Annotated in this window: 15 protein-coding genes; 11 read left to right on the forward strand and 4 right to left on the reverse strand. The window is 37.8% G+C overall.

The window, feature by feature from the left end; genetic code table 11:
• Positions 1–38 precede the first annotated feature (38 nt).
• Both NBC122_RS06455 and NBC122_RS06460 read right to left on the reverse strand, forming a co-directional pair.
• Positions 39–605 (reverse strand): DUF2892 domain-containing protein, encoded by a 567-nt coding sequence (locus NBC122_RS06455; RefSeq protein ID WP_133439598.1) that lies wholly within the window; start codon positions 603–605, stop codon positions 39–41.
• Between the two features lie 70 nt (positions 606–675).
• Positions 676–1,173 carry a dihydrofolate reductase gene (locus tag NBC122_RS06460; RefSeq protein ID WP_133439599.1) on the reverse strand — a complete coding sequence of 166 codons (498 nt, stop codon included), beginning with the start codon at positions 1,171–1,173 and terminating at the stop codon, positions 676–678.
• Positions 1,174–1,250: 77 nt separating this feature from the next.
• Here NBC122_RS06460 and NBC122_RS06465 point away from each other — a divergent pair, with 77 nt between their 5' ends.
• Genes NBC122_RS06465 through NBC122_RS06475 form a run of 3 tightly spaced genes read left to right on the forward strand, consistent with a single transcriptional unit; the run spans position 1,251 to position 3,075 of the window.
• Positions 1,251–1,859, forward strand: coding sequence for a LemA family protein (locus NBC122_RS06465; RefSeq protein WP_133439600.1), 609 nt, complete (start codon positions 1,251–1,253; stop codon positions 1,857–1,859).
• Entirely contained in the window at positions 1,860–2,288 is a 429-nt protein-coding gene (locus NBC122_RS06470) for a TPM domain-containing protein (protein ID WP_133439601.1), read from the forward strand.
• Positions 2,269–3,075, forward strand: coding sequence for a TPM domain-containing protein (locus NBC122_RS06475; protein WP_133439602.1), 807 nt, complete (start codon positions 2,269–2,271; stop codon positions 3,073–3,075). Before NBC122_RS06470 ends, NBC122_RS06475 begins: the two co-directional genes overlap by 20 nt.
• Before the next feature lie 186 nt (positions 3,076–3,261).
• On the opposite strand, the gene NBC122_RS06480 is transcribed toward NBC122_RS06475, so the two are convergent.
• Both NBC122_RS06480 and NBC122_RS06485 read right to left on the reverse strand, forming a co-directional pair.
• Positions 3,262–4,110 (reverse strand): pepsin/retropepsin-like aspartic protease family protein, encoded by an 849-nt coding sequence (locus tag NBC122_RS06480; RefSeq protein WP_133439603.1) that lies wholly within the window; start codon positions 4,108–4,110, stop codon positions 3,262–3,264.
• Between the two features lie 120 nt (positions 4,111–4,230).
• A complete protein-coding gene (locus NBC122_RS06485; protein WP_133439604.1) occupies positions 4,231–5,028 on the reverse strand; it encodes a head GIN domain-containing protein in 798 nt (265 codons plus the stop codon).
• A gap of 80 nt (positions 5,029–5,108) precedes the next feature.
• On the opposite strand from NBC122_RS06485, the gene NBC122_RS06490 reads away from it, so the two are divergent.
• The 8 genes from NBC122_RS06490 to ftsY all read left to right on the forward strand — a co-directional run bounded on the left by NBC122_RS06490 (position 5,109) and on the right by ftsY (position 12,300).
• Positions 5,109–7,250, forward strand: coding sequence for a M3 family metallopeptidase (locus tag NBC122_RS06490; protein ID WP_133439605.1), 2,142 nt, complete (start codon positions 5,109–5,111; stop codon positions 7,248–7,250).
• Positions 7,251–7,520: 270 nt separating this feature from the next.
• Positions 7,521–8,726: a pyridoxal phosphate-dependent aminotransferase gene (locus NBC122_RS06495; RefSeq protein WP_133439606.1), complete on the forward strand. Its 1,206-nt coding sequence runs from the start codon at positions 7,521–7,523 to the stop codon at positions 8,724–8,726.
• 221 nt (positions 8,727–8,947) lie between these two features.
• Complete coding sequence (locus NBC122_RS06500) at positions 8,948–9,466, forward strand: DUF2199 domain-containing protein (RefSeq protein WP_133439607.1); 519 nt, start codon at positions 8,948–8,950, stop codon at positions 9,464–9,466.
• A 3-nt stretch (positions 9,467–9,469) separates the two neighbouring features.
• Positions 9,470–10,489 carry a UDP-N-acetylmuramate dehydrogenase gene (gene murB, locus NBC122_RS06505; protein ID WP_133439608.1) on the forward strand — a complete coding sequence of 340 codons (1,020 nt, stop codon included), beginning with the start codon at positions 9,470–9,472 and terminating at the stop codon, positions 10,487–10,489.
• A gap of 147 nt (positions 10,490–10,636) precedes the next feature.
• Positions 10,637–10,876 carry a 50S ribosomal protein L28 gene (rpmB, locus tag NBC122_RS06510; RefSeq protein ID WP_133439609.1) on the forward strand — a complete coding sequence of 80 codons (240 nt, stop codon included), beginning with the start codon at positions 10,637–10,639 and terminating at the stop codon, positions 10,874–10,876.
• Between the two features lie 6 nt (positions 10,877–10,882).
• A complete protein-coding gene (rpmG, locus tag NBC122_RS06515; RefSeq protein WP_133439610.1) occupies positions 10,883–11,065 on the forward strand; it encodes a 50S ribosomal protein L33 in 183 nt (60 codons plus the stop codon).
• 19 nt (positions 11,066–11,084) lie between these two features.
• The gene (locus tag NBC122_RS06520) at positions 11,085–11,240 is read left to right on the forward strand and encodes a DUF4295 family protein (protein ID WP_133439611.1); all 156 of its coding nucleotides are present in this window, start codon (positions 11,085–11,087) and stop codon (positions 11,238–11,240) included.
• Between the two features lie 106 nt (positions 11,241–11,346).
• Positions 11,347–12,300 (forward strand): signal recognition particle-docking protein FtsY, encoded by a 954-nt coding sequence (gene ftsY / locus NBC122_RS06525; protein ID WP_133439612.1) that lies wholly within the window; start codon positions 11,347–11,349, stop codon positions 12,298–12,300.
• The last annotated feature ends 54 nt before the right edge of the window (positions 12,301–12,354 follow it).

Genomic DNA, 12,354 nt, shown 5'->3' on the forward strand with positions numbered 1-12,354 from the left:
TCAGACTTTCTTACTTTACCTTAAATAATTATTTTCTATTAAGAGAATTTTCCTCTGTTCCGCATATTTGGATTATGCATGTGTTTCTGCATTGACGGCATTTTCAGCTGATCTTTCATCATTTTAATCTGGTCGGTCATCATTCCTGCAGTATCTAATTTTTTTGCTTCTTCCAGTAGGTTTTTCGCTTCCTGGCGTCTTCCTTTCTGCATCGCTCCTGCTGCAATATTCAAGGTGGCCATGGCGCGGTCATGTTTCATATTCAAACCATATTCCAGGGCTTTTCTCATAAATGGTTCTACCTTCGACGGATTGTCCTGTGCCAAAGTAAGTCCCTGTAAATAATGAAAATAACCATACTGAGTCCTGTGCAACTGCGACTTATAATTGGTGATTTTATCAAGCCAACTTGAGGCTTTTACCATATTCTGTTTTCTTAAAAACCAAAATGCCAATAAAATATATTCGTTTTTAAAGAAAAGCAAAACAGGAATGGCAGATAAAATAACCACTACGATTCCCCAGCCGATATTTCTGTTCATCATCAGATAAACTCCGCAGGCAATCATTATGGCTGTGATGACGAATTTTATGTATTTATTCATTGTTAAAATTTAGTGGTGCAAAGATAATAATTTGTGTCGAGAATTGAAGTCTATGTAGAATTCCTGAATTTTAAGTTAATTTTACTTTTCGCTCATAGGTCTGAAAACAGAAATCAAACTCATTTTTGTCGTCTTTTCCATGACAAACCTCTTCTGTTTTATTCCAGATTTTAGGACTTATTTTGGGGAAAAAAGTATCCGCTTTGATATTGGTTTTTACCAGAGTTACCTCGATTTTATCTGTTAATTCAAGGGTTTGTTCATAAATATTTCCGCCGCCGATAATGAAAACCTCCTCGTCAATTTTCTTGGCAAATTTCACGGCTTCTTTGATACTGCCGACAATCAAAATCCCTTCTTCGAACCAGTCTTTTTTTCTGCTGACTACAATATTCGTGCGGTTGGGAAGCGGTTTGCCAATACTTTCATAAGTTTTGCGGCCCATGATAATGGGATGCCCGGAAGTAATTTCTTTAAAATGGTTCAAGTCTTTTGGAAGATGCCAAAGCAATTGATTGTCAGCACCAATTTCATTGTCTAAGCCCATTGCCACAACAATTGTAATCATTTTATTTTAATTTTTACAAATTTAGCACATAATTTGTATATTTGGGTATCACTTTAAATTAAAAAAAATAATAAACTATGAGAAATAAAGGATGCATGAGCGCCGGAACAATCGGTATTGCTCTTCTTGTAATTGCCGTACTGGTTTTTTTCTGGGGCAAAAATGGCTACAATAATTTTGTTGCCAAAGAACAGACAGTCAATACAAAATGGTCAAATGTTGAAACCGTTTATCAGAAACGTGCAAACTTGATTCCCAATTTGGAACGTACGGTAAAATCCTATTCGCAATTCGAACAGGGTACTTTGACCAAAGTAATAGAAGCGCGCTCAAAAGCGACCTCAATAACCATAGATCCTACCAATATGACCGAAGGAGATATGGCGAAGTTTCAAGCTGCTCAAGGGGAACTTACAGGTTCTTTAAGCCGATTGATGGCCGTGGTAGAAAGTTATCCCAATCTGAAGGCAGATCAGCAGTATATTAATTTCCAAAGAGAATATACGGCGATTGAAAACAGCATCCGAAGCGAAACAGTCTATTATAACGAAGCTGCGCAGGATTATAATACGGCGATTAAAACGTTCCCAAATAATATTTTGGCCAATTTTACGAACTTTAAAGAGAAACCTTATTTTAAAGCTGAAGTTGGCGCAGAAAAAGCACCAGAAGTTTTTACAAATTAGATGAATACTTTCCTCACAGATTATCAAATGGCTTCTCTGGTAGAAGCCATTCAGACAGCAGAAAACCAATCCACCGGAGAAATCAGGATTCATATCGATTCCACCACCGAAGGAAATAATGCAGAGATTGCTTTTGAAGTTTTCAAAAGACTTTGTAAGGATCAGACTGCTGAAAAAAATGCTGTACTTTTTCATGTGAATTTTGAACAGCAATATCTTACCATCATCGGTGACGAAGGAATTCATAAAAAAGTTCACCAAAAATTCTGGGATCAGATGCATGATGAATTAACAACTGCATTTTCCAAAGGCCGGTATTTCGAAAGTTTGAAAAAAGCCATTGTAGAAACCGGTACCGAACTGAAAAAATATTTCCCGATTGTGGGAGAAAATCCAAATGAACTTCCCAATGAGATTACGTTCTCGTAACTATTTTTTAGCTTTTCTTTTATTAGGTTTAAACATTTTTGTTTTTGCCCAGAAAGTTCCGGAAAAACCAGCGATACTTTATCCGGTTTATGATCAGGTTGGCCTTTTGACTCAGGCACAAAAAGACGAGATCAACCAGAAATTGATCAAATTTTCAGATTCAACTTCTACTGAAATTGAAGTCATTATCATCCCCACAACCGGTGGCGAAGATGTGAATTATTTGGCGACCATGTATGGTGAAAAATGGGGAATCGGCCAAAAAGGAATTGATAATGGAATTGTTTTCCTTATCGCGACCGAGGATCATACCATGTCGATCCAGCAGGGACGCGCCGTTGAACAGTATTTAACTGCGTCGGTTGCCGGCCAGATTATGGATTATATCGTTACCCCAAATTTTAAGAAAGGGTTGTGGTACGAAGGAATCAACCGCGGAACAACCGCGTTGATGGAAGCTGTTCAGGGAAAATTTAAACCTATTGTTAAAGATACTTCCAGTGAAAAAGGTTTGAGCCCGGGCCAACTCGTAATGATTGCTTTTTTTGTATTCATCATCCTTAGCTTTTTATTTAAAAATGGCGGCCGCGGTGGTGGCGGTAATAGCGATGACGAGGATGTGATTCTCTCCCGAAGAGGACGAAGTATTTATCCCGGTGGATTTTTCCCATTCCCAGGCAGTTTTGGTGGCGGCGGATTTGGCGGCGGTTCCCGCGGTGGTGGCGGATTTGGCGGCTTCGGCGGTGGCGGAAGTTTCGGCGGTGGCGGCGCTTCTGGCGGTTGGTAAGTAGAATGTTCTGTTTGTGGAAGGCAACTTTTGTCCAAGAAAAATAAAGTTTTATAAGTAGTATGCTCAATTTTGCGCAATAAATTAAACAACAAAGCCAACTTTTCCAGTTGGCTTTTTATTTTTTCAGCGTTTTTAAAACGCTGCTTTTTGTAACTCATCAAGATTTTAAAAACAAAGTAACTTTTAATTAATTTTATAATAAGGCTCATAAAAATATTTACCCGGTTTAATATAAACTGTATTTCTATCGGCCTCAAAAATCCAGTTAAACCTCTTTAATAAATCTGCTCCGAAATAATTTCGCTTTTGCGTTTTAATATCTCCGACAAAAAATCCTGCAGTCACATCTTTTAATACAAAATTCCCAACTCTCATAAATGGTAAAATTCCCTGTTTTGTTGTTACACTCTGTCCGGCAGAATTTTTCATGATTTTTTCACCCGTTATTTTCAGTTTTGTATCTAATGTTTTTCCGTCTGCAAATTCATTGCTATAAACCACTCCGCCGGAATATCCTGATTGTAAAAGGAAATAAACCTCTTTTTGCTCACCGTCAATCATGTTATCAGCAACGATATAAAACTGTCCGTTTTCTGAAAATAACGGAATTGATTGATAATCTTTCAGATCCGGCATTTTGTCGTAAATCACAAATCGATTGTTGTCATAATCAATCTTAAAAGCTTTTCCTTTAAAAATTCCCGTTCCGATTTTTCCGTCGGCCTCATGACCTGTCAGTTCATTGTCGAAAAAACGTATATTTTCGTACTTTTTATTTCCGATTTTTATAATGTTGCCGTCACTTATTTCATCTTTAAATAGAATATGATCTGCTCTTCTTGTTCTTTCCGGAGAGATTGAAGCGTCTTCCATCGCAATTTGGAACATGAGATCCAGAGAATCTTTGTCATTCACCAAAACTTTTACAATAATATTATTGTGTTTTGTAATTCTGAAAGGAATGGTTTCCTGTGCTTTTACAATGAAAAAAGTTGCACATAAAAGAAATAGGAAACGTGTTTTTTTAAGCATTGTTGATGGAGTATTTATTGCTGTTTTAATTTGAGGAAAAATCACCTGTTATTTTTGAAACTCAAAAATTCAGCTCCGGTATTTCAGAGCTGAATTTTTATTTGGAGTAAACCGAAACTTTTATCGGATCGAAATACTTCCACCACTGCTTTCTTTCTGGCTGACGATGTTTAGATTCCCTTTTCGGATAATTTCAATTCCTCCTGACGAACTTGCCGAAGCGTTCAGCTGATTGGAAACAGAAAGGCTTACGTCGCCACTGCTCGATGCGCTGATTTCAGCATTTTCAGCGATGACGTTTTTGGCGTTTAAGGTACCGGATGAGGAGGCTTTCAAAGTAGCGTTCTTTGTTTTGCCGGCAATAATGATATCACCGGAAGAAGTCGCTTCAGATTCCAGATTTACTGCCCAAACCGTTCCGGAATAGGTTCCCGAACTCGATACGTCAATCGATAAATCATTGGCTTCCAGATTTCCTTTAATCGTCCCTGAGCTGGAAACTCCAATATCGGTTTTATCCTGGGTGAATTTATCTTTAATGATTATCGTTGCGGATGAGCTGGCTTTAATGGTATTAAAATCTTTAGCAAAAATTTTCACCGTGATATTCCGTGCTGAAATATTAAGATTTGGTTTAAAGTGGATGTACAGTTTACCGCCGTTATTTTCCACTAAAATATCATCTAAAATATCAGATGGAGCTGTAATCACGACTTTTTCTTCGTTCGCTTTTAGTACTTCTGCATTAATGGACTGCGCAACTTTAATTTCGTCAAAAGACATTTTATATTCCTGCGTTTTGAGGATGCCGGTTCCTTCTTTTGGGGTCAGATTAAAAGGAAATCCATTCTCAGATTTGATGTTGCAGGAACACAGGGTTAGCAATGCGGCGAGTGCAGAAATAGAAATTGTTTTCATAGTTTGGGGGTATTAGTGATTTGTTATGTTAAAGATATATCTAAAAATTAATACCTTTATCCTTTAATAACAATTTACGAATGAAAAATATTACATCTGTTTTTTTAATTTCATCTTTGGCGATGACAACCGCCTGTACAACTATGAAAACCACCAATGCTTCCCCTGCCGAAATTCCAGTTCCGGATGCCACTCTGGCAGCAAATCCTTTTATGAAAAAAAGTCCGTTGCAATATCAGGCTCCCGAATTTGATAAAATTAAGGACGAACATTTCAAACCCGCATTTGATTATGGGATGAAAGTGCAAATCGTGGAAGTAGATAATATCGCCAATAATCCTGCAGCTCCAACTTTTGAAAATACCATCGTCGCTTTAGAAAACAGCGGTGAAGTGTTGAAAAGAGCACAGCTTGTATTTTATAATTTGACGGGATCCAATACCAACCCCACCTTACAGAAACTGGAAGAAGTGTATGCTCCCGTTTTTTCGGCATTGAGCGATAAAATTATGCTGAATGAGAAATTGTATAACAGAATCAAAGGCATTAAAAAAGAAAATTTAGGTTCCGAAGAAAAAAGACTTTTGGAATTGTATACCACCAATTTCGAAATCGCCGGAGCCAATCTTTCTCCTGAAAACAAAGCGAAGGTTAAGAAAGTTAATGAAGAATTAGCCACGCTTTCTACGCAGTATACCAGCAAACTGTTAAATGCAAGAAAAGATGGTGCCCTGTTGATTACCGATGTGAAAGAACTGGATGGACTTTCTGCTGATGAAATCGCCGCCGCTGCTGCCGATGCGAAAAGTGCCGGAAAAACTGGGTATTTACTCGCCTTACAAAATACCACGCAACAGCCATTGCTTCAGAATTTGAAAAACAGAGCAACCAGAGAAAAACTCTTCAAGGCCTCCTGGTACAGAGCTGAAAAAGGAGATGCGGACGACACCAGAAGCATCCTGGAAAGAGAAGCAAAACTGAGAATGGAAAAAGGACATCTGATGGGTAAAAAATCTTTTGCAGAATGGAAACTTCAGGATCAGATGGCGAAAACTCCCGAAAATGCAATGAACCTTTTGGCACGTTTGGCAACTCCTGCCGTAGAAACTGCGAAAAAAGAAAGCGACGAAATTCAGAAACTGATCGACCAGCAAAAAGGAGGTTTCACCGTAGAACCCTGGGATTGGAATTTCTACGCAGAACAGGTAAGAAAAGCAAAATATGATTTGGATGAAAATCAAATCAAGCCTTATTTTGAAGTGAAAACCGTTTTAGAAAAAGGAGTGTTCTACGCTGCAGAAAAATTCTACGGAATTACTTTTAAGAAAAGAAATGACCTTCCTGTTTATCACCCCGATGTTGTGGCTTATGAAGTTTTCGACCGTGACGGGAAATCTCTCGCGATTTACTATCTGGATTTCTACACCAGAAATAACAAAAACGGCGGAGCCTGGATGAGCAACTTCGTCGAGCAATCACATTTATTAGGTCAAAAACCAGTGATCGTAAATGTCTTTAATTATCAGAAACCGGCGGAAGGAAAACCTTCGTTGATTTCGTATGATGATGTTACCACGATGTTCCACGAGTTCGGACATACGCTGCACGGATTGTTTGCAGACCAAAAATACATTTCAATTTCGGGAACCAACGTGCCGCGTGATTTCGTGGAATTTCCTTCTCAAATTAATGAGTTTTTTGCGTTGGAACCATCTGTACTGAAAAATTACGCTTTGCATTATCAAACCAAACAGCCGATGCCACAGGCTTTAGTTGATAAAATTAAAAAAGCAGGAACTTTCAATCAGGGATATTCTACAACAGAACTGGTTTCTGCGGCAACCATCGATATGAACTGGCATTCTGTAACCGACGCTTCCCAGTTTAAACCGACTTTGGAATTTGAAAAAGCCGTTCTGGCAAAATATGGTTTTAATTTGAAAGAAGTTCCGCCAAGATACCATTCTCCTTATTTTGCACACATTTGGGGCGGTGGTTATTCTGCGGGATATTACGCTTATATGTGGAGCGACATGCTGAATGCTGATGCGTGGGACTGGATCACAACGCATGGTGGAATGACGCGTGAAAACGGCGACCGTTTCCGTAAATACATTTTATCTGTTGGGAATTCAATGGATCTAAATGAAGCGTTTAAAAACTTTACCGGCAGAACTCCTGATTTGAAACCACTGTTGAAAAGCAAAGGATTTATTAAATAGACTTTTATAAAATTTATCAATATGAACCGCAGATTTTTTCTGCGGTTTTTTTGTTTTGAAAATTGTTGGTGTGTCATTCGTGTTTAAAAAAAATGTGAAAAACAAACCGCCTGAACTTCTAGCCCGGATCGCAGAGGAAATCCTTTTTTTTTTAACATTGGCCGGGGCGTGGAAAAAAAAGATTGTAACGGAGAGCCGGACCGAAACCTCACAGAAGTAAAAATCGTCCTGCTCCAAAAAAATTCTTAATTTTGTAAAAAATATATCATAATGCCAAAAATATCTCACAGAGCGCAGCATATGCCTGCATCGCCGGTAAGAAAACTGGTTCCTTACGCGTTGCAAGCAAAACAGAAAGGAATAAAAGTGTATCATTTGAATATTGGTCAGCCCGATATCGAAACACCGCAATCTGCTTTGGATGCTGTGAAAAACAATGATTTAAAGATTTTTGAATATGCACTTTCCGAAGGCAATCTGGATTACAGAACAGCGCTGAAGGATTATTATCATTCTTTAGGATTTACCGATTTGACGACCGATAATTTCATCGTGACCAACGGTGGTTCTGAAGCGTTGAATTTTGCGATTTCTACGTTGTGTGATGATGGTGATGAAATTATTATTCCTGAGCCTTATTATGCGAATTATAATGGGTTTACCAATACTTTCAATGTAAATGTTGTCGCGGTTTCTTCTACCATCGACAGTGGATTTTCCTTGCCGCCGATTGAAGATTTTGAGAAAAAAATCACACCGAAAACAAGAGCGATTTTAATTTGTAATCCCGGGAATCCAACAGGGTATCTTTATACCAGAGAAGAGTTGCAGAAGTTGGCAGATATTGCTTTGAAACACGATATTGTGATTATTTCCGATGAGGTTTACAGAGAATATGTGTACGATGGAAAACAGCAGGTTTCAATGTTTGATTTCCCCGAAATTGCAGAAAACTGTGTGATCATCGATTCTGAGTCCAAAAGATATTCAATGTGTGGTGCAAGAATCGGTTTTATGGTGACCCGTTCGAAAGAAATTCATGATGCTGCGATGCTTTTTGCGCAGGCGAGATTAAGTCCGGTTCTTTTGGGACAGATTGCAGCGGCTGCGGCTCACGTCAATGATACAGAATATATTTTGAAAGTCCGTGCAGAATATACGCACCGCAGAAATGTTTTGGTTGATTTACTCAACGGAATTCCGGGCGTGATTTGTCCGAAGCCGAAAGGAGCATTTTACTGTGCGGTGGAACTTCCGGTAGATGATACCGATAAATTTGCGCAATGGTTGCTGGAAAGCTATTCTCATAACAACGAAACTATTATGGTCGCGCCGATGAGCGGTTTTTACAGCAATCCGGAATTGGGTAAAAAACAGGTGAGAATTGCATATGTTTTGAAAGAAGCTGACTTGCGCAGAAGTGTGGAATTGTTGAATGACGCGCTTCAAAAATATAAGATTGAATTCGGTCTGTAATGTTTTTAAAATAAATAAAAGCCACGAATATTTATTGTATTCGTGGCTTTTTTGATTAATCTTAAAATCAAGATAGTTGCTTTATAAGTAAATTGCGTCGAATGTGTTGACTAAATTAATATAAATTTCGTCGATTAAAATTAACATTGAAAAAATAAAGCGTTTTAAATTTTAGTAAATTTGCAGAACGTTTTTATTTAATAATGATATTAACTTAAATAATGAATTCAAAATATAAATGTTCAGTTTGTGGTGAGATTCATCACGACTATCCGGCGCTCACTTTTGCTTATCCCAATTCTTATCATTGGCTTACGGAGGAACAAAAAAACAGTTATCCTGTTCATATCGATTCAGATTTCTGTACGATTGAATATCCGGACCGAACTGACCGGTTTATTCGGGTGGTGCTGAAACAGAAGATTGCAAAATCGGCTCTTTATTTGGAATATGGTCTTTGGGTTTCTTTAAGCGAAGAAAGTTATGAGGATTATGCCGCAAATTTCAATAATGAAAATCACGAAACCCTCTATTTTGGATGGTTGAGCAATGCCCTTCCGGATTACAAATTTGAAAAAAGCATTCCAATGGATGTAAAAACCAAAAGTGGAAATCAAAGGCCGGAAATTTATCCACATTTAGATTTTGATCATCCTTTTGTGCACGATTTTTACCATGGAATTACCAAAGAAGAGGCCGAAAAAAGAATTCATAATATGCTCTCCAACAGTCCGAAATAAAATATGAAGATTCAACAAAATTTTTCTTTAAAAAATCACAACACTTTCGGCGTTGATGTGTCCGCCAGATTTTTCGCAGAAGTTACTTCTTCAGGCGAACTTTTGGAGGCAATCAATCACTCAAAAACCCAATCACTCCCCATGCTTTTCCTCGGTGGTGGAAGCAATATTTTATTTACCCAAAATTTTGATGGAGTTGTCATTCAATTAGATTTGAAAGGTGTTTCAGAAGAAATTATCAATGAGAATGAGGTTCTGGTAACTTCAAAAGCGGGGGAGAACTGGCATGAGTTTGTTCAGTACAGTTTGGGCAAAAATTACGGGGGTTTAGAAAATTTATCATTGATTCCCGGTAATGTTGGGACGTCACCGATGCAGAATATCGGAGCTTACGGGACGGAGATTAAGGATACTTTCGTGAGTTGTAAAGTATTGAATTTGGGGACTTTGGAAGTAGAAGAATTCAATCATGAAAAATGCCGTTTCGGTTACAGGGAATCTATTTTTAAAAGAGAAGGAAAAGGGAAATATGTTATTCTGGAAGTGACTTTTAAACTGACCCGAAAAGACCATTTCATCAAAACAGAATACGGCGCAATACAATCTGAGTTAAAAAAATCGGGAATTGAAAATCCAACGATTCAGGATGTTTCTAAAGCTGTTATTAATATCAGACAAAGTAAATTACCGGATCCGAAACTGATCGGAAATGCGGGTAGTTTTTTTAAAAATCCTTCGGTTCCGATGGTGCAGTTTTTAGAAGTTCAGAAAAGATATCCGGAAATACCGAATTATCCAAATGGGGATTTGGTGAAGATTCCGGCGGGCTGGCTGATCGAACAGTGCGGCTGGAAAGGGAAGCAAATAGGGAATGTGGCTTCACATCAATTGCAGGCTCTGGTGATTGTGAATGCAACAGGAAATGCGACTGGAAAAGAAATTTATGATTTTTCTACGAAGATCATTGATTCGGTAAAAGAAAAATTCGGGATTGAGTTGGAAAGAGAGGTAAATATTGTTTAATACTAAAAGGAATTTCCCGTTACCGATAATAGCAGTGCAGAAGATTGAATTTTCTTTGAAATAATTTACAATATTATTTGTCTAACTAAAATATTCTTCGTTATTTTGCACTCTCAAATATTTATTCAGAAATAAGAACGTCGAGATATGTCAAGAATTTGCCAAATAACAGGAAAGCGTGCCATGGTAGGAAACAATGTTTCTCACGCTAATAACAAAACGAAGCGTCGTTTTGAAATTAACTTATTGGAAAAGAAATTTTACCTTCCGGAGCAAGAGAAATCTGTAACTTTAAAAGTTTCAGCTCACGGATTGAGAATTATCAATAGAATAGGGATTGAAGAAGCAATTGTAAGAGGGACCAGAAGTGGTTTCATTAAAAAATAAGAAATCATGGCAAAAAAAGGGAATAGAGTACAGGTGATTTTGGAGTGCACAGAGCATAAAGAAACCGGAGTAGCAGGAATGTCAAGATACATCACTACTAAAAACAAGAAGAACACTACTGAGAGATTAGAGTTGAGAAAATTCAACCCTGTACTGAAGAAATATACTGTTCACAAAGAAATTAAGTAATTTTTTAAAGGAATAAAAAATGGCAAAAAAAGTAGTAGCAACACTTCAAGGTGGTGCAGGTTCAAAAAAAATGACCAAAGTTGTGAAAATGGTAAAGTCTGCTAAAAGTGGAGCTTACGTTTTCGATGAGAAAGTAATGAACGCTGATGAAGTTGATGCTTATTTGAAAAAATAATTTTCACTCACACGAGAATATATAAAACTATCCTAAATGGATAGTTTTTTTATTTTATCTTTGTTTGCCAGTGGCAAATGTTTAATTCAAATTTGTAATTTTTATAATGAGTTGGTATAAAAAAATATTCAAAAAGGAGGAGAAGGAATCTTTAGATAAAGGTTTAGAAAAATCCAGTCAAGGTTTTTTCGAGAAAATTTCTAAAGCAGTTGTTGGGAAAAGTACCGTTGATGAAGATGTTTTGGATCATCTCGAAGAAATTCTTATCGCCTCGGATGTTGGTGCATCTACCACCATTAAAATCATTGAAAGAATTGAGCAGCGTGTTGCAAGAGATAAATTTGTAGGAACCGATGAACTCGATCAGATTCTTCGTGAAGAAATTACCGGTTTACTTCTGGAAAACCCGCACGCCGGAACCGGAAATATTGATGAAACGAAAAAACCTTATGTCATAATGGTTGTCGGCGTTAATGGAGTGGGAAAAACCACGACAATCGGGAAATTGGCGCACCAGTTTAAATCGGAAGGGAAAAAAGTAGTACTGGGTGCTGCAGATACTTTCCGGGCAGCGGCAACAGAACAATTAACGATTTGGAGCGAAAGAGTTGGTGTGCCGATTGTGAAACAGAATATGGGCAGCGATCCTGCATCTGTGGCTTTTGATACGGTGCAAAGTGCGGTGGCCAATCAGGCAGATGTCGTTATTATAGATACTGCCGGTCGTTTGCATAACAAAGTGAATCTGATGAACGAACTGACGAAGATCAAAAGAGTGATGCAGAAAGTAATTCCTGATGCTCCTCACGAGATTCTTTTGGTTTTGGACGGTTCTACCGGACAAAATGCTTTTGAGCAGGCAAAGCAGTTTACAGCCGCAACGGAAGTTAATGCCTTAGCCGTAACAAAACTCGATGGTACTGCGAAAGGAGGAGTGGTGATCGGGATTTCTGATCAGTTTCAAATTCCTGTAAAATATATCGGCGTTGGTGAAAAGATGACTGATTTACAGTTCTTTAACGGAGCTGAATTTGTAGATTCTTTCTTTAAAAAAAGGTAAAGTATAGGTGATGTAGTTTGAATCCAATGTGTTTTAATTAGTAAATTTTTATTT

The organism is Chryseobacterium salivictor, assembly GCF_004359195.1.
In the GTDB taxonomy this organism is placed as follows: domain Bacteria; phylum Bacteroidota; class Bacteroidia; order Flavobacteriales; family Weeksellaceae; genus Kaistella; species Kaistella salivictor.

Excerpts from the sequence above, each read along its gene's own strand:
- NBC122_RS06455 (WP_133439598.1), bottom strand. The coding sequence starts at position 605 with ATGAATAAATACATAAAATTCGTCATCACAGCCATAATGATTGCCTGC.
- NBC122_RS06460 (WP_133439599.1), bottom strand. The coding sequence starts at position 1,173 with ATGATTACAATTGTTGTGGCAATGGGCTTAGACAATGAAATTGGTGCT.
- NBC122_RS06465 (WP_133439600.1), top strand. The coding sequence starts at position 1,251 with ATGAGAAATAAAGGATGCATGAGCGCCGGAACAATCGGTATTGCTCTT.
- NBC122_RS06470 (WP_133439601.1), top strand. The coding sequence starts at position 1,860 with ATGAATACTTTCCTCACAGATTATCAAATGGCTTCTCTGGTAGAAGCC.
- NBC122_RS06475 (WP_133439602.1), top strand. The coding sequence starts at position 2,269 with ATGAGATTACGTTCTCGTAACTATTTTTTAGCTTTTCTTTTATTAGGT.
- NBC122_RS06480 (WP_133439603.1), bottom strand. The coding sequence starts at position 4,110 with ATGCTTAAAAAAACACGTTTCCTATTTCTTTTATGTGCAACTTTTTTC.
- NBC122_RS06485 (WP_133439604.1), bottom strand. The coding sequence starts at position 5,028 with ATGAAAACAATTTCTATTTCTGCACTCGCCGCATTGCTAACCCTGTGT.
- NBC122_RS06490 (WP_133439605.1), top strand. The coding sequence starts at position 5,109 with ATGAAAAATATTACATCTGTTTTTTTAATTTCATCTTTGGCGATGACA.
- NBC122_RS06495 (WP_133439606.1), top strand. The coding sequence starts at position 7,521 with ATGCCAAAAATATCTCACAGAGCGCAGCATATGCCTGCATCGCCGGTA.
- NBC122_RS06500 (WP_133439607.1), top strand. The coding sequence starts at position 8,948 with ATGAATTCAAAATATAAATGTTCAGTTTGTGGTGAGATTCATCACGAC.
- murB (WP_133439608.1), top strand. The coding sequence starts at position 9,470 with ATGAAGATTCAACAAAATTTTTCTTTAAAAAATCACAACACTTTCGGC.
- rpmB (WP_133439609.1), top strand. The coding sequence starts at position 10,637 with ATGTCAAGAATTTGCCAAATAACAGGAAAGCGTGCCATGGTAGGAAAC.
- rpmG (WP_133439610.1), top strand. The coding sequence starts at position 10,883 with ATGGCAAAAAAAGGGAATAGAGTACAGGTGATTTTGGAGTGCACAGAG.
- NBC122_RS06520 (WP_133439611.1), top strand. The coding sequence starts at position 11,085 with ATGGCAAAAAAAGTAGTAGCAACACTTCAAGGTGGTGCAGGTTCAAAA.
- ftsY (WP_133439612.1), top strand. The coding sequence starts at position 11,347 with ATGAGTTGGTATAAAAAAATATTCAAAAAGGAGGAGAAGGAATCTTTA.